The 21,046-nt window shown below is 71.3% G+C and carries 20 protein-coding genes and 1 pseudogene; 16 read left to right on the top strand and 5 right to left on the bottom strand.

Going from position 1 to position 21,046, the window contains the following annotated elements:
* Positions 1–35: 35 nt before the first annotated feature.
* On the top strand, positions 36–572 hold the full coding sequence (locus ACZ5DS_RS17020) for an NUDIX hydrolase (protein ID WP_468238764.1): 537 nt from the start codon (positions 36–38) through the stop codon (positions 570–572).
* On the opposite strand, the gene ACZ5DS_RS17015 is transcribed toward ACZ5DS_RS17020, so the two are convergent.
* Both ACZ5DS_RS17015 and ACZ5DS_RS17010 read right to left on the bottom strand, forming a co-directional pair.
* Complete coding sequence (locus tag ACZ5DS_RS17015) at positions 569–826, bottom strand: hypothetical protein (RefSeq protein ID WP_468238761.1); 258 nt, start codon at positions 824–826, stop codon at positions 569–571. The genes ACZ5DS_RS17020 and ACZ5DS_RS17015 overlap by 4 nt on opposite strands.
* A gap of 194 nt (positions 827–1,020) precedes the next feature.
* Positions 1,021–1,896 (bottom strand): 3-hydroxybutyryl-CoA dehydrogenase, encoded by an 876-nt coding sequence (locus tag ACZ5DS_RS17010; RefSeq protein ID WP_468238759.1) that lies wholly within the window; start codon positions 1,894–1,896, stop codon positions 1,021–1,023.
* A gap of 172 nt (positions 1,897–2,068) precedes the next feature.
* On the opposite strand from ACZ5DS_RS17010, the gene ACZ5DS_RS17005 reads away from it, so the two are divergent.
* The gene (locus tag ACZ5DS_RS17005; protein WP_468238757.1) at positions 2,069–3,331 is read left to right on the top strand and encodes a glycoside hydrolase family 10-like protein; all 1,263 of its coding nucleotides are present in this window, start codon (positions 2,069–2,071) and stop codon (positions 3,329–3,331) included.
* A 2-nt stretch (positions 3,332–3,333) separates the two neighbouring features.
* On the opposite strand, the gene ACZ5DS_RS17000 is transcribed toward ACZ5DS_RS17005, so the two are convergent.
* Together ACZ5DS_RS17000 and ACZ5DS_RS16995 are read right to left on the bottom strand one after the other, a co-directional pair.
* Positions 3,334–3,531: a DUF1918 domain-containing protein gene (locus ACZ5DS_RS17000; RefSeq protein ID WP_468238754.1), complete on the bottom strand. Its 198-nt coding sequence runs from the start codon at positions 3,529–3,531 to the stop codon at positions 3,334–3,336.
* Between the two features lie 16 nt (positions 3,532–3,547).
* Positions 3,548–4,459, bottom strand: a complete 912-nt coding sequence (locus ACZ5DS_RS16995; RefSeq protein WP_468238752.1) for a DMT family transporter — start codon at positions 4,457–4,459, stop codon at positions 3,548–3,550.
* Between ACZ5DS_RS16995 and ACZ5DS_RS16990 the strand changes: the two genes are divergently transcribed.
* The 3 genes and pseudogenes from ACZ5DS_RS16990 to ACZ5DS_RS16980 all read left to right on the top strand — a co-directional run bounded on the left by ACZ5DS_RS16990 (position 4,458) and on the right by ACZ5DS_RS16980 (position 6,946).
* A complete protein-coding gene (locus tag ACZ5DS_RS16990; RefSeq protein WP_468238749.1) occupies positions 4,458–5,930 on the top strand; it encodes an aminotransferase-like domain-containing protein in 1,473 nt (490 codons plus the stop codon). The genes ACZ5DS_RS16995 and ACZ5DS_RS16990 overlap by 2 nt on opposite strands.
* A 25-nt stretch (positions 5,931–5,955) precedes the next feature.
* Positions 5,956–6,279: pseudogene (locus ACZ5DS_RS16985) on the top strand (GNAT family N-acetyltransferase); the annotation flags it as partial.
* A gap of 73 nt (positions 6,280–6,352) precedes the next feature.
* Positions 6,353–6,946: a histidine phosphatase family protein gene (locus ACZ5DS_RS16980; RefSeq protein ID WP_468238747.1), complete on the top strand. Its 594-nt coding sequence runs from the start codon at positions 6,353–6,355 to the stop codon at positions 6,944–6,946.
* Here ACZ5DS_RS16980 and ACZ5DS_RS16975 read toward each other — a convergent pair.
* Positions 6,928–7,371: a DUF6314 family protein gene (locus ACZ5DS_RS16975; RefSeq protein ID WP_468238746.1), complete on the bottom strand. Its 444-nt coding sequence runs from the start codon at positions 7,369–7,371 to the stop codon at positions 6,928–6,930. The genes ACZ5DS_RS16980 and ACZ5DS_RS16975 overlap by 19 nt on opposite strands.
* Before the next feature lie 114 nt (positions 7,372–7,485).
* Between ACZ5DS_RS16975 and ACZ5DS_RS16970 the strand changes: the two genes are divergently transcribed.
* From ACZ5DS_RS16970 to ACZ5DS_RS16920, 11 genes are all read left to right on the top strand, one after another.
* On the top strand, positions 7,486–9,972 hold the full coding sequence (locus ACZ5DS_RS16970; RefSeq protein ID WP_468238743.1) for an alpha-L-arabinofuranosidase C-terminal domain-containing protein: 2,487 nt from the start codon (positions 7,486–7,488) through the stop codon (positions 9,970–9,972).
* A gap of 274 nt (positions 9,973–10,246) precedes the next feature.
* Positions 10,247–13,048 carry a YfhO family protein gene (locus ACZ5DS_RS16965; RefSeq protein WP_468238741.1) on the top strand — a complete coding sequence of 934 codons (2,802 nt, stop codon included), beginning with the start codon at positions 10,247–10,249 and terminating at the stop codon, positions 13,046–13,048.
* Between the two features lie 22 nt (positions 13,049–13,070).
* On the top strand, positions 13,071–14,021 hold the full coding sequence (locus ACZ5DS_RS16960) for a glycosyltransferase family 2 protein (RefSeq protein ID WP_468238738.1): 951 nt from the start codon (positions 13,071–13,073) through the stop codon (positions 14,019–14,021).
* Positions 14,018–14,392 carry a GtrA family protein gene (locus ACZ5DS_RS16955; RefSeq protein ID WP_468238736.1) on the top strand — a complete coding sequence of 125 codons (375 nt, stop codon included), beginning with the start codon at positions 14,018–14,020 and terminating at the stop codon, positions 14,390–14,392. The genes ACZ5DS_RS16960 and ACZ5DS_RS16955 overlap by 4 nt, the downstream gene beginning before the upstream one ends.
* 45 nt (positions 14,393–14,437) lie before the next feature.
* Positions 14,438–15,466 carry an N-acetyl-gamma-glutamyl-phosphate reductase gene (argC, locus tag ACZ5DS_RS16950; RefSeq protein WP_468238734.1) on the top strand — a complete coding sequence of 343 codons (1,029 nt, stop codon included), beginning with the start codon at positions 14,438–14,440 and terminating at the stop codon, positions 15,464–15,466.
* Positions 15,467–15,554: 88 nt separating this feature from the next.
* Positions 15,555–16,706 carry a bifunctional glutamate N-acetyltransferase/amino-acid acetyltransferase ArgJ gene (gene argJ / locus ACZ5DS_RS16945; RefSeq protein WP_468238732.1) on the top strand — a complete coding sequence of 384 codons (1,152 nt, stop codon included), beginning with the start codon at positions 15,555–15,557 and terminating at the stop codon, positions 16,704–16,706.
* Positions 16,703–17,620: an acetylglutamate kinase gene (gene argB, locus ACZ5DS_RS16940; protein WP_468238730.1), complete on the top strand. Its 918-nt coding sequence runs from the start codon at positions 16,703–16,705 to the stop codon at positions 17,618–17,620. The genes argJ and argB overlap by 4 nt, the downstream gene beginning before the upstream one ends.
* A complete protein-coding gene (locus ACZ5DS_RS16935) occupies positions 17,617–18,834 on the top strand; it encodes an acetylornithine transaminase (protein ID WP_468238728.1) in 1,218 nt (405 codons plus the stop codon). The genes argB and ACZ5DS_RS16935 overlap by 4 nt, the downstream gene beginning before the upstream one ends.
* 7 nt (positions 18,835–18,841) lie before the next feature.
* On the top strand, positions 18,842–19,387 hold the full coding sequence (locus tag ACZ5DS_RS16930) for an arginine repressor (RefSeq protein ID WP_468238726.1): 546 nt from the start codon (positions 18,842–18,844) through the stop codon (positions 19,385–19,387).
* A 97-nt stretch (positions 19,388–19,484) separates the two neighbouring features.
* Positions 19,485–20,072 (top strand): RNA polymerase sigma factor, encoded by a 588-nt coding sequence (locus ACZ5DS_RS16925; protein ID WP_468238724.1) that lies wholly within the window; start codon positions 19,485–19,487, stop codon positions 20,070–20,072.
* Positions 20,062–20,829, top strand: a complete 768-nt coding sequence (locus ACZ5DS_RS16920) for a zf-HC2 domain-containing protein (RefSeq protein WP_468238722.1) — start codon at positions 20,062–20,064, stop codon at positions 20,827–20,829. The genes ACZ5DS_RS16925 and ACZ5DS_RS16920 overlap by 11 nt, the downstream gene beginning before the upstream one ends.
* Positions 20,830–21,046: the final 217 nt, after the last annotated feature.

Below are 21,046 nucleotides of genomic sequence, written 5' to 3'. Positions count from 1 at the left end.
ATATTGCCACTTACTCGTCGGAAGGTGGCAGAACCGTGCAGTGGACGAAACAGAACGAACAAACTGTGTATGAAAACCGCTGGTTCAGCGTCAACCTCGCAGATGTCGAGCTGCCGGACGGCCGGCATCTCGACCACTTCCTGATCCGGCTGCGGCCGGTCGCCGTCGCCACGGTGGTCAACGAGGCCAATGAAGTCCTGCTTCTGTGGCGCCACCGGTTCATCACCGACAGCTGGGGCTGGGAGCTGGCCGCGGGTGTGGTGGAGGACGGCGAGGACATCGCGAGCGCGGCCGCCAGAGAACTGGAGGAGGAGACCGGCTGGCGGCCGGGACCCCTGCACCACCTGATGAGCGTGGAGCCGTCCAACGGCCTCACCGACGCCCGGCACCACATCTACTGGTCCGAGCGGGGCGAGTACGTCGGACATCCCGTGGACGACTTCGAGTCGGACCGCCGTGAATGGGTCCCGCTCAAAGTCGTCCCCGACCTGATCGCGCGAGGGGAGGTCCCGGCCGCCAACATGGCGGCCGCGTTACTCCTGCTGCACCACCTCAGGCTCGCCGACGGCTAGTGGGCCAGCACCTGCCAGAGCGTCACGAACAGCGCTCCCAGAGCCGTGAGCGCGGCGACCGACGGCAGTGGCCAGCGTGCGTGTTCCAGCGAGCTCATGCGCGTGTGCAGCTCGTCCACTTCCTTGGCGGTCTCCTCGGTGCGGTGGCTCAGCAGGGCGAGTCCTCCCTCGACTCGGGCGTACGCCACATCGAGGCGGCGCCGTAACTCTGCGAGTTCTCCATGGACCACGGGATGCTCCGGATCGGCGGTCACGGGTCCACTCCTTTCCGTAGTCGAACGTTGTTGTTTCCGCATCCCTTGCATGCGCATGAGGAGTCAACTCGGCTGGTGGGCGCGTGGGGAGCGTGTGCGAAGGGCATATGCGTGCCCGGCGCGCACACGGTGTGTGAAACAGATGTGCCCGGCACAGAGTTCGGTGCCGGGCACACAGGTGTCGCGGAGCGTAATCAGCCGTACGTGTAGAAGCCCGAGCCGGTCTTCCGGCCGAGCCGGCCCGCCTCGACCATGCGCTGGAGCAGCGGGGGAGCGGCGTACAGCGGCTCCTTGTACTCGGCGTACATCGAGTTGGCGATGGAGACGACGGTGTCCAGGCCGATCAGGTCGGCCAGCTTCAGCGGGCCCATCGGGTGCGCGCAGCCCATCTCCATGCCGTTGTCGATGTCCTCGCGGCTCGCGATGCCCGACTCGAACATGCGGATCGCGGACAGCAGGTAGGGCACCAGCAGCGCGTTGACGACGAAGCCGGAGCGGTCCTGGGCGCGGATGGCGTGCTTGCCGAGAACCTTCTCGGCGAAGAGCTGCGCGCGGCTGAGCGTGCCCTCGGAGGTGGTGAGCGCCGGGATCAGCTCGACCAGGTTCTGCACCGGGGCCGGGTTGAAGAAGTGGATGCCGACGACCTGGTCCGGGCGCGAGGTGGCGACCGCCAGCTTCACCAGCGGGATGGAGGAGGTGTTGGAGGCCAGGATCGCGTCCGCGCGGGTCACCACCTGGTCGAGCACCTGGAAGATCTCCGTCTTCACCTGCTCGTTCTCCACGACGGCCTCGATCACCAGATCGCGGTCGGCGAACTCGCCGAGGTCGGTGGTGAAGCTGAGACGCGCGAGCGTGGCGTCGCGCTCCTCCTCGCTGATCTTGCCGCGCTGGGCGGCCTTGGACAGGGAGTTGAACAGCCGGGTACGGCCGAACTCCAGGGCCTCGCCGGTGGTCTCGGCGACCTTCACGTCCAGTCCTGCGCGGGCGCACACCTCGGCGATGCCCGCGCCCATCTGGCCGCAGCCCACGACTCCGACGCGCGCAATGTCTCCCGTTGGGATGCCCGTCACATCGTCCCCTTCGCTGGTGTTTCTCCGGCTCGGCAGGACCTCCGGGTTCGGTGCCCTGCTCCGATCGTGCACGTTACCGCCAAGTATCGATGATCGATCGCCCGGGTGGGTGCATCCTGGGGCGCGAAACGATCCGTGACGACACGGATCCGGAGCGTATGGGGGTGTGCAGATGGGTGGACTGTCACGGCGTGCGTTTGCGTTGGCGGCGCTGTCGACGCTGGCGCCGCCGGCGACGGCCCGGAGCGCCGCGGCGGACCAGGGGGCGACCGGCCGGCACCGTCCGGACGGCCGAGGGCCACGCGCGGCCGGCGAGATGCGGGGCATGTGGCTGGCGACCGTGTCCAACCGCGACTGGCCCTCACGGCCCGGCCTGAGCGCCGACGCACAGCGGGGGGAGCTGATCGCCCACCTGGACAGGGCGGTCCGCGACCGGCTCAACACGGTGGTGTTCCAGGTGCGGCCCACGGCGGACACGTTCTGGCCCTCGCCCTACGAGCCCTGGTCCGAGTACCTCACCGGCACGCAGGGCAGGAACCCGGGCTGGGACCCGCTGGGCACCGCGGTCAAGGAGGCCCACGCCCGCGGGCTGCGCCTGCACGCCTGGTTCAACCCGTACCGCATCGCCAACCACACCGACCCCGGCCGGCTGGCCGCCTCGCACCCGGCCCGCAGGCATCCGGACTGGGTGGTGCCGTACGGCGGGAAGCTCTACTACAACCCGGGGCTGCCCGAGGTCCGGGCCTTCGTGCAGCAGGCCGTGCTGGACGCGGTCGACAGGTACCCGGTCGACGCCGTCCACTTCGACGACTACTTCTACCCGTACCCGGTCGCCGGACAGACCTTCGACGACGATGACGCCTACGACGCGTACGGTGGCGACTTCCCCACCCGGGCCGCCTGGCGCCGCGACAACATCGACCAACTGGTCCAGGAGACGGCGGCGGGCATCAAGCGGATCCGGCCCGCCACCCGGTTCGGGATCAGCCCCTTCGGGGTGTGGCGCAACGCCACGACCGATTCCCGCGGCTCGGACACCCGGGCGGGCGTGCAGACGTACGACGATCTGCACGCGGACACCCGCAAATGGGTGCGCAACCACTGGATCGACTACATCGTCCCGCAGCTCTACTGGCACATCGGCTTCGCCGCCGCCGACTACGCGACCCTCGTCGCCTGGTGGGCGGAGGTGGCCAAGGGCACGAAGACGCAGCTGTACATCGGTGAGGCCCTGTACAAGGCCGGGGCCGCGGGGCAGCCGTCGGAGTGGCGGGACCCGGTCGAACTCTCCCGGCACCTCACACTCGCCGCCGGGTATCCGCAGGTGCGCGGGCATGTGTTCTTCGCCGCCCGGGACGTGGCGGCGGATCCGATCGGGGCGATGGCGCGGGTGGTCGCCGACCACTACGGGCAGCCGGCGAAACCACCCCGCTGAGCCTACGAGGGTCGGGTTTCCTTGTGCCGGATCTCGGTGTCGGGGCCGGGGGAGCAGATGCCCTCGTGCCCGTCCTCGAAGCGGACGCGGAACGGCGGCTCGCCCTTCTGGCCCATCACTTCGACGATCTCGCCGATCTTGTCGTGTTGGCCGACCACCCTGCCGTGCTGGACAAACTTGTCGCCCACGCTTGCGCGCATCAGGCCCTCCTCACGGTCACGACCGTTGGGTGACGGCGATGCAGACGAGTACGGCGACGGCGGTCAGCGGAGCGGCCGCCGCGAGGTGCTCGCCCAGCAGCAGCGCCGACCACACCAGTGTGAGCAGCGGCTGGGCCAACTGCAACTGGCTGGCCTTCGGGATCCCGACGGCCGCCATCCCGCGGTACCAGACGACCAGACCGAGGAACTGCGAGACCACCGACACCCACACCACACCCGCCACACCGTGCCCGGTCAGCTGCACCGGCTCGTACGACAGCGCCAGCGCGGCGGCCGGCAGGCTCAGCGGCAGGCACAGCACCAGTGCCCAGCCGATGACCTGCCAGCCGGGCATGACCCGGGCCAGCCGCCCGCCCTCGGTGTACCCGGCCGCGCACACCAGCAGCGCGGCGAACAGAAAGCCGTCGGCGGCGGTGAGCGCGCCGCCGCTCTGGCCGACGGTGAAGGCGAGCACGGCGGCCGCGCCCGCCAGCGCCGCGAGCCAGAACCGCCGGGAGGGCCGGTGGCCCATGCGCAGGGCCGAGCAGACGGCGGTGGTCAGCGGCAGCAGGCCCACCACGACGGCCGCGTGGGACGTGGTCGAGGTCTCAAGGGCGAGCGTGGTCAGCAGCGGGAAGCCGAGCACCACCCCGGCGGCGACGACCGCGAGGCCCGGCAGATGCCGCCGCTCGGGCAGCGGCACCCTGAGAACCAGCAGACACGCTCCCGCGACCAGCGCCGCGAGGACGCTGCGCACGGCCACCAGCGACCAGGGACCGAAGCTCTCCAGGCCCCAGGCGGTGGAGGGGAAGGTGAGGGAGAAGGCGATCACGCCGAGGGCGGCCTGGGCGGTGCCGAGGGACCGGTGCTCGCGCGGAGCGGGGACCGCTATCGCCGTCGGGATAGTAGCGCTACTCTGTGTTCTCATGCATGAGCGTAGCAGTGTCGGTGAACTGGCAGAACAGCTGCGACGGGAACTGGACCGCTACTCACCCGGCGGAAAGCTCCCGTCGAGCCGGGCCCTGGTCGAGCGGTTCCGGGTGAGCCCGGTGACCGTCTCCCGGGCCCTGGCCCAGCTGGCCGCCGAGGGTCTGGTGGTCACCCGGCCCGGCGCCGGCGCCTTCCGTGCACGGCCGCACACCGTCGCCGCGCCCGCCGGGGACACCTCCTGGCAGCAGGTCGCACTGAGCGCCGACGGCGCCGCCGACCTCGTACCGCGCACGGTGGACGCCTCCGGGGTCACCGTCTCGCTCACCACCCCGCCGCCCGGCGTGCTCGAGTTCAACGGCGGCTACCTGCATCCCACGCTGCAGCCCGAGCGGGCCATGGCCGCGGCCCTCGCCCGGGCCGGCCGGCGGCCCGGCGCCTGGGGGAGGCCGCCGCTGGAGGGGCTGCCGGAACTGCGGGAGTGGTTCGCGCGCGGTATCGGCGGGTCCGTCACCGCGGCCGAGGTGCTGATCGCCGCCGGCGGCCAGGCCGCGCTGGCCACGGCCCTGCGGGCGCTGGCCCCGCCCGGCGCACCGGTCCTCGTGGAGTCGCCCACCTACCCGGGCATGCTGGCCCTGGCCCGCGCGGCCGGCCTGCGCCCGGTCCCGGTGCCGCTCGACCCCGACGGCGTACGCCCCGACCTCCTGGCCGACGCCTTCCGCGCCACCGGCGCCCGGGTCTTCGTCTGCCAGCCCCTGTTCCAGAACCCGACCGGCGCGGTCCTCGCCCCCGACCGCCGCGCCGAGGTGCTGCGCATCGCACGGTCGGCCGGCGCGTTCGTCATCGAGGACGACTTCGTACGGCGTCTCGTGCACGCCGACGCAGGCCCGCTGCCCCGCCCGCTGGCCGCCGACGACCCCGACGGCGTCGTCGTCCACGTCGGCTCGCTGACCAAGGCGACCTCGCCCAGCTTCCGGGTGAGCGCGCTGGCCGCCCGCGGTCCGGTACTGGAGCGCCTGCGCGCCATCCAGGTCGTGGACAGCTTCTTCGTCCCCCGGCCGCTCCAGGAGGCCGCCCTGGAACTCGTCGGCTCCCCGGCCTGGCCCCGCCATCTGCGGGCGCTGTCGGCCGAGCTGAAGACCCGCCGCGACACCATGGCGACGGAACTCGCCCGCCACCTCCCCGAGCTCGCCCTGCCCCACATCCCGTCAGGCGGCTACCACCTCTGGCTCCGCCTCTGCGAGGGCACTTCGGGCACCTCCCAGGCTTTCGGCTCCGGGGGAGAGGCGTCCCTGACCGCCGCCGCCCTGCGCGCGGGCGTGGCCCTCACCCCGGGCCGCCCCTACTTCAGCGCCGAGCCTCCCGCTGCCCACCTGCGCCTGAGCTTCGCGGCGGTGGCCGGGACGGGGGAGATCGTGGAGGGGGTACGGCGGTTGCGGGCGGCGTATGACGAGGTGTTCCGGGCAGGCTGACCGGAAAATCCGGTCGACGCCGGTCCGCCCCCGCTGTGATGATCAACGCATGATGGCGTCCTCGATCAACTTCGGGGTGTACGCCACGGTCTCGGGCGAGCAGGTGGCGTACGCGCGCGTGGTGACCGACCGGGCGCTGTTCGCCTGGCTCGCCGACGTCTACGTCGACCCCTCGGTGCGCGGCAAGGGCGTCGGCACGGCCTTCGTCGGCCGCATCCGGGACCATCTGCGGCCCTTCGGCCTGCGCCGCATCCTGCTCGCCACGGAGGATGCGCACGGGGTCTACGAGAAGCTGGGCTTCCGGCCGCTGGACCGTCCGGACCAGTGGCTGGTTCACCCCTTCGAGTAAGCGCTCGCACACCACGGGTAGCTCACAGGCGGCAGACCTTGACCTGCGGACACCCGAGGCACACCATCACCGCATGCCACTTCGGGTGACGTTCGTCGCGGCCGCGCGCAGTTCCCCCCTGCTCGCGGAGCGCTTCGAGGACGACCGGCCGCTGGACCAGGCCGGCTGGGACGAGGTGCAGCGCGTCGCCGGCGACCTGCTGCCGCTGGCGGCGGCCGAGCTGCGCTACTGCTCCCCGACCCCGCGCAGCCGTGCCACCGGCGACGCCCTGGGATACGCGCCGCTGGTCCAGCTCGGCCTGCGCGACTGCGACATGGGCCGCTGGCGCGGGCTGACGCTGGGCGAGGCGATGGCCCGGGAACCGGACGCCGTGGACGCCTGGCTCGCCGACCCGCGCTCGACCCCGCACGGCGGTGAGTCGCTGCTGGCCTTCATCTCCCGGGTCGGCGGCTGGCTGGACACCCGGCCGGTGGACGACGGCGGCCGGATCGTCGCCGTCGCCGAGCCCTCGGTGATCCGCGCCGCCCTGGTGTACGCCCTGAAGGCACCGCCCGCGTCCTACTGGAACATCGACGTCCGCCCGCTGTCGACGACCATGGTGACGGGCCGGGCGGGCCGCTGGAACCTCCGCTTCGACGGCGCGCCGACTCAGCGCACGCGCGCGTAGTCGGTGGTCAGCACCAGGTCCTTGGCCGGTCCGCGCACCCGCCACACCGTGCGCCAGTGGTCGGCGTCCAGGACGGTGAACTCGCCCCGGTAGAGGTCGGCCGAGCAGGGGTGATCGGCGACGTACCGGCCCGTGGTCAGGTCCAGGTCGTGGAAGGGCCGGCCGTCCGCGAACCGCACGTCCGCCGTGCCCGGGGCGGCCCCGGGCAGAAAACGCAGGGTCCGCGTCGCGGGCCGCGCCACTCCCTGCCAGGTGAAGGTCCCCGACTCCTCGTGCAGCAGCCCGCCGCCGTCGAGCGGACTGAAGAGGGCGGCTCCTTCGAAGCGCCCCTCGTCCCCGCCCGACAGGTCGCGCACCGTCCGCTCCACGCGCCAGCTCCCGGCCAGATAGGCCGGCACGTCGGCCACGGGCCAGAACTCGCCCATCATCACCCCTGTCCGCACGCCCCATTGACGTGCTCATACCCCTTCCCTATCTTGCCGTTCGAAGTGCTGACCATTGTCTGATATTTCGAACGAACCACGAGCCGCGGAGTATCCATGTCACGCACCACCCGCACCAGGCTGAGACTCGGCCTCACGGCAAGCGCTTTCCTGCTGGCCGCCACCGCCGTCCCGCCCCCTGCCCACGCCGCCGACGTCACCGACTACTCGATCACCGTCGACCCCTCTGCCCAGGGCGCCCAGATCGACAAGACGATGTACGGCGTCTTCTTCGAGGACATCAACCGCGCCGCCGACGGCGGCCTGTACGCCGAGCTCGTGCAGAACCGGTCCTTCGAGTACTCCACCGACGACAACCGGTCGTACACGCCCCTGACCGCCTGGACGGTCACCGGCACCGCCCAGGTCGTGAACGACGCAGGCCGCCTCGACGACCGCAACCGCGACTACCTCACCCTGGGCGCCGGTTCGTCGGTCACCAACTCCGGCTACAACACCGGCATCGCCGTGCAGGACGGCAAGAAGTACGACTTCTCGGTGTGGGCCCGCGCGGAGGCGGGCACCACCCTCACCGTGTCCCTGCAGGACGCGGGCGGCACACTGGCCGCCGCGCGGCAGATCGCCGTCGGCAAGAGCGGCTGGGCCCGGTACCGGGTCACCTTCACCGCGACCCGCACCAGCACCACCGGCCGCCTCACCGTCGCCTCCTCGGCCGCCGCCGCGCTCGACATGGTCTCCCTCTTCCCGCGCGACACCTACAAGCACGAGCCGAACGGCCTGCGCAAGGACCTCGCCGAGAAGGTCGCCGCCCTGCACCCGGGCTTCGTCCGCTTCCCCGGCGGCTGCCTGGTCAACACCGGCTCCATGCAGGACTACAGCGAGGCCTCCGGCTGGCAGCGGGCGCGCTCCTACCAGTGGAAGGACACCGTCGGCCCGGTCGAGCAGCGGGCGACGAACTCGAACTTCTGGGGCTACAACCAGTCCTACGGCCTCGGCTACTACGAGTACTTCCGCTTCGCCGAGGACATCGGCGCGATGCCCCTGCCCGTCGTCCCGGCCCTGGTGACCGGCTGCGGCCAGAACAAGGCCGTCGTCGACGACGCCCTGCTCAAGCGGCACATCCAGGACACCCTCGACCTCATCGAGTTCGCACGCGGTCCGGCGTCCTCGGCCTGGGGCAAGCTGCGCGCCGAGATGGGGCACCCGAAGCCCTTCCGCCTCACCCACATCGAGGTCGGCAACGAGGAGAACCTGCCGAACGAGTTCTTCGCCCGCTTCCAGCAGTTCCGCGCGGCCATCCAGGCGAAGTACCCGTCCGTGCAGGTCATCTCCAACTCCGGCCCGGACGACTCCGGCGCGACCTTCGACACGGCCTGGAAGCTCAACCGGGACGCCGAGGTCGACCTGGTCGACGAGCACTACTACAACAGCCCGCAGTGGTTCCTGCAGAACAACGACCGCTACGACTCCTACGACCGCAGCGGCCCGAAGGTCTTCCTCGGCGAGTACGCCTCCCAGGGCAACGCCTTCAAGAACGGCCTCGCCGAGGCGGCCTACATGACCGGCCTGGAGCGCAACGCGGACGTCGTCGAGCTCGCCTCCTACGCCCCGCTGTTCGCCAACGAGGACTACGTCCAGTGGCGGCCGGACCTGGTGTGGTTCAACAACCACGCCTCCTGGGGCTCGGCCAACTACGAGGTCCAGAAGCTGTTCATGAACAACGTGGGCAACCGGGTGGTGCCGTCCACGGCCACCACGACCCCGGACGTCAGCGGCCCGATCACCGGCGCCGTCGGCCTGTCCACCTGGAACACCAGCGCCGCCTACGACGACGTGTCGGTAACCGCCGCCGACGGGAGCACCCTGCTCGGCGACGACTTCTCCGGTGACGCCTCGAAGTGGACCCACACGGGCACCGGCAGCTGGAGCATCCAGGACGGCCAGTACGTGCAGGCGAACGACACCGCCGAGAACACCATGGTGCAGGCGGGCGACCCGGCCTGGCACGACTACGACCTGCACGTGAAGGCCACCAAGAAGTCCGGCAAGGAGGGCTTCCTCGTCGCCTTCGGCGTCAAGGACACCGGCACCTACTACTGGTGGAACCTGGGCGGCTGGAACAACACCCAGAGCGCGGTCGAGCAGGCCGTGGACGGCGGCAAGTCCACGCTGATGGCGAAGGCGGGCTCGGTCGAGACGGGCCGCGCCTACGACATCGACATCAAGGTGCGCGGCCGCCAGGTCACCCTCTTCCTCGACGGGCAGCAGTGGGGCAGCTTCACCGACGACCGGCCGGCCGAGCCGTTCCGCCAGGTCGTCACCCGGGACACGAAGACCGGTGAGCTGATCGTCAAGGTCGTCAACGCGCAAGACTCCGCGGCCCGTACGGCGATCGACCTGGGTGGCCCCGAGGTGGCCTCCCGGGCCGAGGTGACCACGCTCGCCGCCGCGCCCGGCGCGGTGAACACCGAGACGTCCACGGCGGTCGCCCCTCAGACGTCCACCTTCACCGGAGTCGCGGGGACGTTCACGTACACCTTCCCGGCGAACTCCGTCACCTTCCTGCGGATCAGGCAGAGGTAGCCACGGCGTCGTCCGCGGGCTGCTGTCCGAGAGGCAGCGGCCCGCTGCTCGATTCACCTTGAAAACACCTTCCGGAAAGCCTGAGTTCTCCTGCCCGTCACGAAATTCACGCGGTGTTTCCCATATTCGGAAGAAGTCGCCTCAGTTTTCGGTGAGCGCACAACCAACGGGAAACGAGTCCCGTCTAAGACGGCGAATCCATGAGGCGTACATTCCGTGGGGGACCGTCAGAAATGCGATGCAACGCGCGGCGACACCCGGACAGGAACAGGGTGTGAAAGAGATATCCCGACCGAGGCGGGCCGCCGCCCTGCTCGCCGCGGCCGTCACGATCACGGCGTTCTGCGCCGGTGACGTCATCGCCCGCAGCTACCCCTTCGGCCCCCGCACCCGCAGCGTCAACGACCTGGGCAACCAGTACGTGCCCTTCCACGCGCACCTGTGGGACCTCCTGCACGGCAGGGCCGACGGCGGTCTCCTCGTCAACTGGCAGTCGGGCTACGGCTCCAGTTTCCTGCCCGACCTCGGCACCTATCTCGGCAGCCCGTTCGCCCTGCTCGTGGCCCTCTTCCCGCGGGACGAGATCGACCTCGCGGTGTACGTGATCACCGTCCTGAAGATCGCGGCGGCCGCGGCCGCCATGGCCTGCCTGCTGCTCGCCCTGCGCCCTAGGGGGTGTCTTCTGGATCATGTCGGCGACGCGGGGTCTGGCACGCCCATCTGCCGCGTTGTCGTCGGTCCCCGACGCTCCGCGTCGACTCCCTCCTCCGCCTTGCAGCTGCACGCACCAGACCCCGCTCAGGTCGGCCGCAACGGGCCGTCGCTTTCCGCCGACCTGATCCAGAAGACACCCCCCGGCCGCTGGTGGGCGGCCGGCCTGCTCGGTGCCTCGTACGCCCTGTGCGGCTGGAGCGTCGCCGACGCCTCCTACAACCCGATGTGGCTCGACGGCCTCATCGCGCTGCCCCTGCTCTGCCTGGTCGGCGAATGGGCCCTCGCCGGACGCCGCCGCCACCTCGGCGTCCTCGTCGTGGCCCTCGCCTGGATCGCGAACTTCTACACCGCCTACATGGCCACGCTCGGCGCCGGCCTGGTGCTGCTGCTCCGTCTGCTGCTGGCGGACCTGCCCCGCCGGCGGGCGCTCGCCGCGGCGGGCCGCGCCGCCCTCACCGTCGCCCTCGGCGTGGGCCTCGCCGCCCCGCTGGTGACGGTGGTCTACTTCGGCACCCAGCACGCCTACCCGGGCCGCGTCCGTCAGTTCGCCCCGGTGGCGAGCGAGGACCTGCTCGCCCGGCTGCTGCCGACGACGTACGGCTTCGGCTCCCCGGCCGTCTACGTGGGCATCACGGCCCTGCTGCTCGCCCTCGCCCTGCCGTTCCACCGGGGGGTCCCCGCCCGGGTGCGCACGGGCTGGACCCTCCTCGTGCTCGCCGTGACCCTGTCGCTGCAGTGGGCGCCGACCCACCTGGTCTGGCACGCCTTCGCCACCCCGCAGGGCAGCCCATACCGCCAGGCCTTCGTGCTCTGCGGACTGCTGGTGATCGCCGCCTGGCACACCCTGTCCTACGGCCCGCCCGACCGGCGCGCGCTCGCGGCGGCCGCCGGGCTCCTCGCCCTCATCACCCTCGTCGCGAGCCGAAGCCACCTGGTCCGGTTCTTCGCCTGGCCGGTACTGCTGCTCGCCACCGTCGGCGCGCTCGGCGGACTGGCCCTGCTGGCCCGCGCCGACGCCGGGCAGCGCTCCCGGCTGGCCGGCCTGGCCGTCGTACTCCTGCTCGGCGCGCAGCTCGGTGAGACCGCCGCCACCTCCGCCGTGGCCACGCGGCTGCGCCTCGCGCACATGGACGACTACCTGCCCTGGGGACAGCGGCAGCAGCGGCAGGCGGAGGCGATCGCCGGCGCCGACGGCTGGCCCCGCTACCGCACCGACCCCGGGCGCGAGCAGACCGTCGGCAACGACCCGATGCTGGTCGGGGGCCAGGGCGCCCAGTACTACAGCAGCGTGACCTCCGACGTCCTCAGCCGGACGCTCACCGCGCTCGGGGACGGCTGGACCTCGCGCGGCCGGAACCTGCAGAGCCTCGACAACGCCGTCACCGACGCCATCTTCTCCGTGGGCGCGCGGGTGCACTCTCCGCCCGACCCGCACCAGAACTGGTTCCCGCAGGACGGCAGCGGGGTGACGGTGTCCCGCCAGGACGTACCGCCCCTGGTGACGGTTCGTTCGACCGGCTCCGCCACTCATGCCGGCCTCTCCGCGTTCGGTCCGTCGCCGTACCGCAACCAGGAACTGCTGCTGGGCACCCGCGTCTACACCGTGCCCCGCCCCACCGTGCGCACCAGCGCAGGGCGGGTGCCGAGCCGCGACGTCGACGACCGGCCCGGCCTGCTCATCGGTGCGCTGCCCTTCGCGACCGCCCCGCACAAGCCGGCCATCACGGCCCGGTGCCCGGCCGGCAGCGAGGTGTACCTGTGGGCGCCGCACCTCTCGGGCACCGCGCGGCTCACCGGTGCCACGGCGCAGGACCCGACCGGGCGGTTCCGCTCCGACCACCCCGTCACCAAGATCGCGCCCATGCAGCGGCTCGGCACGGTGCCGGCCTCCGGCCGCCTGCGGATCGAACTGTCGCCGGACAAGCCGAGCGTCATCCCGGACGGTGCGGTCGGCTGCCTGGACACCGCCCGGCTGCACACCGCGGTCGAACGGCTCAAGGCCACCGGCGCCACCGAGGTGACCGTCTCCGACGGCACCATCCGGGCCGAACTCCCGCCCGGCAGCAGGGGAACCGCCGTCGTCGCGGCCCCCCGGATCGCCGGCTGGCGCTGCGCCGTGGGCGACGGACCGCAGCGGCCCGCGGGGGAGTACCACGGCTTGATCGCCGTCCCCCTCGACGGCACCTCGACCTCGCTGACCTGCACCTTTCATCCGCCGGGCCTGCGCCTGGGCGCGGCCGTCGGGGGTGCTTCGCTCCTCACGCTCGGCCTGCTCGCCACCTTCACCGCCGTCCGCCGCCGACGCGTCCCGGCACCGTCCACGACCACACCGCCACACGAGCGCGTGACCGCCGCACTCTGACCGCGCCCCTGGGGGGACCACCATGCTGATATCGATCGTCGCACCCTGCTACAACGAGCAAGACGTCCTCGAACGCTTCCACGAGCAGATCCAGAAGATCGCGGACGAGCTGCTGCCGCTCGGCCACGACATGGAGTTCGTGTACGTCGACGACGGCAGCCGGGACCGCACACTCGCCGTCCTCAAGCACCTCGCCGAGTGCGACTCCCGGGTGCGGTACGTCTCCTTCAGCCGCAACTTCGGCAAGGAGGCGGCCCTGCTCGCCGGCCTGAGGCACGCCTCGGGCGACTCGGTGGTCGTCATGGACGCCGACCTCCAGCACCCGCCGGCGCTGATCAAGCGGATGGTGGAGCTGCGCGGCCGGGGCTACGACCAGGTCATCGCCAAGCGCACCCGCACCGGCGACGGCCTCGCCCGCACCGTCACCGCCCGCCTGTACTACCGGCTCATCAACCGCATGGTCGACGTCGAACTCGCCGACGGCGTCGGCGACTTCCGCCTGCTGTCGCGCCGCGTGGTGGACGCGATCCTGAACCTGACCGAGTACAACCGCTTCTCCAAGGGCCTGTTCGCCTGGGTCGGCTTCCCGAGCACCACCTTCGAGTACGAGAACGCGGTGCGCGAGGCCGGCAGCAGCTCCTGGTCCTTCCGCAGCCTGCTCAACTACGGCCTCGACGGCCTGCTGTCCTTCAACAACCGGCCGCTGCGCGCCGCCCTGTGGCTGGGCATGGGCCTGCTGCTGTGCGCCGGGCTGTACACCGCCTGGATCGTGGGCGCCGCGCTCGTCAACGGGGTCCAGACACCCGGGTACGTGACCATCATCACCGCCGTCACGGCCCTGGCGGGCGTGCAGATGGTCATGCTGGGGGTCATCGGGGAGTACACGGGCCGCATCTACTACGAGGTGAAGGGGCGCCCGCACTTCCTGGTGAAGGCCACCAACGTGGAACGGACGAAAGACCTCATCCCTTGATCTCGAGACAGATCTTCACCTTCGCGGTGGTCGGTGTCGTCAACACGGCCACCTACTACGGTCTTTACCTATTGTTTCTGACGTGGTTGCCGTATCTTGCCGCGCACATTCTGGCATTTCTGCTCAGCATGATCGGATCCTTTTTCCTGAACGCGCGTTTCACCTATCGGACCCCGCCGACCTGGCGGAAATTCCTGCTGTTCCCGCTGACCAACGCCACCAATTTCCTGATCACCACCGCCGGTGTCTATGTGATCGTCGACGTCCTCCACGCCGGCAGCCGCTTCGCCCCGCTGCTCGCCTCGGCGACGGCGATCCCGGTCACCTTCGTCGTGTCCCGCTGGGTGATGCTCCCCAAGTCGATTGCATAAACGTGCAGCGATACGTATAGTCATGCCATCCAGAGGAGGATGGACATGGCGGTACGTGCGGCGGTGGCCGGAGCGAGCGGATACGCGGGCGGAGAGGTCCTGCGCCTGCTCCTCGCACACCCCGAGGTCGAGATCGGTGCCCTGACCGGCAACTCCAACGCCGGCCAGCGGCTCGGCGCGCTCCAGCCGCATCTGCTGCCGCTGGCCGACCGCGTGCTGACCGAGACCACGGCCGAGGCCCTCGCCGGGCACGACGTCGTCTTCCTGGCGCTGCCGCACGGGCAGTCCGCCGCCGTCGCCGAGCAGCTCGGCCCGGACGTCCTCGTGGTCGACATGGGCGCCGACTTCCGGCTCGAGGACCCGGCCGACTGGGAGCGGTTCTACGGCTCCCCGCACGCCGGCACCTGGCCCTACGGCCTTCCCGAACTTCCGGGCGCCCGCCGCGCGCTGGAGGGGTCCAAGCGCATCGCGGTGCCCGGTTGCTACCCGACCGCCGTCACCCTCGCCCTGTTCCCGGCCTACGCCGCCGGGATCGCCGAGCCGGAGGCCGTGATCGTCGCCGCGTCCGGCACCTCCGGCGCGGGCAAGGCGCCCAAGCCGCACCTGCTCGGCAGCGAGGTCATGGGCTCCATGTCGCCGTACGGCGTCGGCGGCGGCCACCGGCACACGCCCGAGATGATCCAGAACCTCAGCTCGGTCGCCGGGGAGCGGATCGCCGTCTCCTTCACGCCGACCCTCGCGCCGATGCCCCGCGGCATCCTCGCCACCTGCAGCGCCACCGCCAGGGAAGGGGTCACCGGCGAGTCCCTGCGCGCCGCCTACGAGAAGGCCTACGCCGACGAACCGTTCGTCCACCTGCTCCCCGAGGGCCAGTGGCCCGCGACGGCGTCCGTCTACGGTTCCAACGCCGTTCAGGTGCAGGTCGCATACGACGACGCCGTGGGCCGCATCATCGCGATCAGCGCCATCGACAACCTGACCAAGGGCACCGCGGGCGGTGCCGTCCAGAGCATGAACATCGCCCTGGGTCTCGACGAGACCACCGGGCTTTCCACGATCGGAGTCGCGCCGTGAGCGACGCACGTGCAGCCGCCGGGCCGCAGACGACGACGAAAGCCGCACCGCTGCGCTGCACGGGCGGAGAAGCGAACAAGGAGATGCAGTGAGTGTCACGGCAGCCAAGGGGTTCACGGCGGCGGGCATCGCCGCCGGGATCAAGGAGAACGGCAACCCTGACCTGGCCCTCGTGGTCAACAACGGGCCGCGCCGTGCCGCCGCGGGCGTCTTCACCTCCAACCGTGTGAAGGCCGCGCCGGTGCTCTGGTCCGAGCAGGTCCTCAAGGGCGGTCAGGTGTCGGCCGTGGTCCTCAACTCCGGCGGCGCCAACGCCTGCACCGGCCCCAAGGGCTTCCAGGACACCCACGCCACCGCCGAGAAGGCGGCCGAGGTGCTCGGCCGCGGCGCCATCGAGGTCGCCGTCTGCTCCACCGGCCTCATCGGCGTGCTGCTGCCCATGGACAAGGTCCTCGCGGGAGTGGAGACGGCGGCCGGCTCCCTGAGCGAGCACGGCGGCGAGAAGGCCGCCATCGCCATCAAGACCACCGACACCGTCCACAAGACGTCCGTGGTGACCAGGGACGGCTGGACCGTCGGCGGCATGGCCAAGGGCGCGGGCATGCTCGCCCCCGGCCTCGCCACCATGCTGGTCGTGCTCACCACGGACGCGGAGCTGGAGAGCGGCGTACTGGACAGGGCGCTGCGCGCGGCGACGCGCACGACCTTCGACCGCGTCGACTCCGACGGCTGCATGTCCACCAACGACACGGTGCTGCTGCTCGCCTCCGGCTCGGCCGGGGTCACCCCGGAGTACGAGGAGTTCGCCGAGGCCGTACGGCAGGTCTGCGACGACCTCGGGCAGCAGCTGATCCGCGACGCCGAGGGCGCCAGCAAGGACATCAAGGTCGAGGTGATCAACGCCGCGACCGAGGACGACGCCGTCGAGGTGGGCCGCTCCATCGCCCGCAACAACCTCCTCAAGTGCGCGATCCACGGCGAGGACCCCAACTGGGGCCGCGTCCTGTCGGCGATCGGCACCACCAAGGCCGCCTTCGAGCCCGACCAGCTCAATGTCGCCATCAACGGCGTCTGGGTCTGCAAGAACGGCGGCGTCGGAGACGACCGCGAGCTGGTCGACATGCGCTACCGCGAGGTGCACATCGTCGCCGACCTCGCGGCCGGCGGCGAGACCGCCACCATCTGGACCAACGACCTCACCGCCGACTACGTCCACGAGAACAGCGCGTACAGCTCATGACCACTCGCAAGCACACGGCCCTGCCGAAAGCCCAGATCCTCATCGAGGCGCTGCCCTGGCTGACCCGGCACCACGGCAAGATCGTCGTCATCAAGTTCGGCGGCAACGCCATGGTGAACGAGGAGTTGAAGGCCGCCTTCGCCCAGGACGTCGTCTTCCTGCGGCACGCCGGCCTCAAGCCGGTCGTGGTGCACGGCGGCGGCCCCCAGATCAGCGCCGCCCTCGACCGGCACGGCATCGTCAGCGAGTTCAAGGCGGGCCTGCGCGTCACCACCGAGGACGCCATGGACGTCGTACGGATGGTGCTGGCCGGACAGGTGCAGCGCGAGCTGGTCGGCCTGCTCAACCAGCACGGCCCGCTCGCCGTGGGCCTGACCGGCGAGGACGCCCACACCATCACCGCCACCAAGCACCAGCCCGAGATCGACGGCGAGCCGGTCGACATCGGGCGGGTCGGCGAGATCACCGCGATCGACACGGGCGCGATCGAGGCCCTGCTCGCCGACGGCCGCATCCCGGTCGTGTCGTCGATCGCCCGGTCCCAGGACGCCTTCGACAAAGGGGGCCAAGTCTACAACGTCAATGCTGATACGGCGGCTGCGGCACTCGCTGCGGCACTGGGGGCCGAGACCCTCATGGTCCTCACCGACGTCGAGGGCCTCTACGAGGACTGGCCGAACTCCGACGAGGTGATCAGCCGCCTCACCGCTTCCCAGCTGGAGAAGCTGCTGCCGGAGCTGTCCTCCGGCATGGTGCCGAAGATGGAGGGCTGCCTGCACGCCGTGCGCAACGGCGTGACGACCGCCCGAGTCATCGACGGCCGGGTCCAGCACTCGATCCTGCTGGAGATCTTCACCGACGAGGGCATCGGCACGATGGTCGTGCCCGACGGAGCCGAGGGGGAGCAGTCATGACGGGGACCGCGACCAACGCAGAGCTGACCGCGCGCTGGCAGGGCGCGCTCATGAACAACTACGGCACCCCGCGACTGCCCCTCGTCCGCGGCGAGGGCACAAGGCTCTGGGACGCCGACGGCAAGGAGTACCTGGACTTCGTCGGCGGCATCGCGGTCAACGCGCTCGGCCACGCCCACCCGGCCGTCGTCGAGGCGGTGAGCCGGCAGATCGCCTCTCTCGGGCACGTCTCCAACCTGTTCGTCGCCGAACCGCCCGTCGCCCTCGCCGAACGCCTCCTCCAGCTCTTCGGCCGGGACGGCAAGGTCTTCTTCTGCAACTCCGGCGCCGAGGCCAACGAGGGCGCCTTCAAGATCGGCCGGCTGACCGGGCGCACCCACATGGTGGCCACCACGGGCGGCTTCCACGGCCGCACCATGGGCGCCCTCGCGCTCACCGGCCAGCCCGGCAAGCAGGCGCCCTTCCTGCCGCTGCCCGGCGATGTCACCCACGTCCCCTACGGCGACGCCCAGGCACTGGCCGCGGCGGTCACCGAGGAGACGGCCCTCGTGATCATCGAGCCGATCCAGGGCGAGAACGGGGTCGTGGTGCCCCCGGCCGGCTACCTCAAGGCGGCCCGGGCGATCACCGCGGCCACCGGGGCGCTGCTCGTCCTGGACGAGGTGCAGACGGGCATCGGCCGTACCGGGAGCTGGTTCGAGTACCAGGCCCACGAGGGCGTCCTGCCCGACGTGGTCACGCTCGCCAAGGGGCTCGGCGGCGGGCTGCCGCTCGGCGCCACCGTGGCCTTCGGGCGGGCCGCCGACCTGCTCCAGCCCGGCCAGCACGGCACGACCTTCGGCGGCAACCCGGTCGCCTGCGCCGCGGGACTCGCCGTCCTCGACACCATCGCGGCCGAGGGGCTGCTGGAGAACGTGAAACGGCAGAGCGGCGCACTACAGGAGGGAATCGAGGCGCTCGACCACCCGTTGATCGATTATGTCCGGGGTGCGGGCCTCCTCCTGGGTATCGTGCTCACCGGGCCGCACGCACCGCAGGTGCAGCAGGCGGCCCAGGAGGCCGGGTTCCTGGTGAACGCGCCCGCTCCCGACGTCGTACGGATCATGCCGCCGCTGAACCTGACCGACGACGAGACAGGCGCCTTCCTCCGGGCGCTGCCCGGCATCCTCGACGCAGCGAACCCAGCGAATGGGGACGGACGATCCGGAGAATGAGACGACGATGAGCCAGGCGCAGGACCACGAGCAGGGGGCCGGGGCCGGGCCCGCCGTGCCGCAGACCCGCACCGCACGGCACCGCCGGATCGTGGACATCCTCAACCGGCAGCCGGTGCGGTCGCAGAGCCAGCTGGCGAAGCTCCTCGCCGACGACGGGCTGAGCGTCACGCAGGCGACGCTGTCGCGGGACCTCGACGAGCTGAACGCGGTCAAGATCCGCAACACCGACGGCGAGCTGATCTACGCGGTGCCCAGCGAGGGCGGCTTCCGCACGCCGCGCGCTCCGCTCGGGGAGTCGGCGAAGGAGGAGCGGATGCGGCGCCTGTCCCAGGAGCTGCTGATCTCCGCGGAGGCCTCCGCCAACCTGGTGGTCCTGCGCACTCCGCCCGGGGCAGCGCAGTTCCTCGCCTCGGCCATCGACCAGGCCGAGCTGCACGACATCCTGGGCACCATCGCCGGTGACGACACCCTGCTGCTGATCAGCCGGGAACCGACCGGGGGACAGGCCCTCGCGGACCATCTGCTGCGGCTGGCGCAGAACGGACACTGACCCGCATGCGGGGCCCGGCCCGCCGACGGAGAATGGGAATGTGATCTTCCGCGGTGAGCGGGCAATCCCCTGGCGGCGGCCGACCGTATCCAAAGGTGTGTCGGGTTCCCGGTTCCCCGTGGGCCGCCTCCCGGACGAGGCTCTGCTGTCCGGGCTGGCCACCGGTGATCCGGAACTCGCGGTCACCTTCGTACGGAGGTTCCAGCACCGGGTCTTCGGTGTCGCGATGGCTGTCACCGGAGACCCGCAGCTGGCCGAGGACATCGCCCAGCAGACGTTCGAGCGTGCGTGGCGTCATGCCCAGATCTACGACTCGCGCCGCGGTTCGGTCATGACCTGGCTGACGACCATCGCGCACAACCTCGCCATCGACGCCGTCCGTGCACGGCGGTCGGATCCGGTGGCACCCGAGGATCTCGACGCCCTCCTGGGTGTCGTCACCGAGACCCCCGAGCAGTGGGCGCTTGCCGAGGAGGCCTCGTCCCAGCTCCGGGCCGCGGTGGCGCGGCTGCCGCGGGAACAGGCCCGTGCGCTGGTGATGGCAGGGATCTATGGAATGACGGCCCAGCAGATCGCCGACTCGGAGCACATTCCGCTGGGCACGGCCAAGACACGGATCAGGGCTGCGATGGCGAAACTGCGGACCACGCTCGCCTCTCCGAAGCGAGGCGACCATGTCGAGTGACGTGAACTGCGACAAGGTGCGGGAGATCGGCGCCGAACTCGCGCTGGGCGTGCTGCCCGGGCGCGAGCGGGCCGAGGCGGTCGCGCATCTGGACGGGTGCGCGGACTGCCGGGAGTACGTCGAGCAGTTGACCCTCGTCGGCGACGGCCTGATCGGCCTGCTGCCGGACCGTGAGCCGCCGCCCGGGTTCGAGACCCGCGTGGCGCGCGACCTGGCCCGGGCGGCGGCGCACGAGGGGCGCCCCGGGCGCGCGTCCGGCCTCGCGCATCAGGGCCTGCGCGATCACGCCCGCCGGGCCCGGCTGCGGATCGCCTCGGTCGCGGTCGCCTTCGCCGTCGCCTGCGGGTTCGCCGGCTGGGCGATCGGCACCGCAGTCGAGGAGGTCACGGCCTCGCCGCCCGCCGCCGTCGTGAGTGAACCGGTACTGGTCGGAGACCTGATCTCGGCCGGAGGCGGCGCGGAGCCCGTCGGCGAGATCTACGCCCACCCCGGGCACCCCGGCTGGGTCTTCATGACCGTCGCACTCACCGGCCCCGGCACCCCGTACAGCGGCAGGGTCACCTGCCTCCTCGAGCGCTCCGACGGCTCGACGGTCCGCGCCGGCGACTTCGAGCTGCGGGGCGGACACGGCCAGTGGGGCGCCTCGACTCCCATCGACCCCGCGGCACTCTCCGGCGTCCGCCTGGTGTCCGCCGACGGCACCGTCCTCGCCTCGGCCCCGCTGGAGACGGGCCACGTCGTGACCCCGAAGGACTGAACACAGGGCCGGCCCTCAGGGGCGGGAGGCGAGGTGCCGCGGGCCGGGCAGCACGGTCTCCAGGGCGGCGGCCAGTTCGGTGACCGTGGGCCGGGACGGCGCGTCGGCGTGGAGGCAGCTGTCGACGGTGGAGGGTGGGCGGCAGGCGTCGACGGGAGGTGATCGGCGGGGCGCTCCGCTTCCAGCTGGAGGTACCGGGCATCCGGGGCGGTGTCAC

This window comes from Streptomyces sp. NPDC031100 (assembly GCF_055570785.1).
The sequence above is the reverse complement of the archived record's forward strand: the minus strand, read 5'-3'. Positions and strand labels throughout refer to the sequence as shown.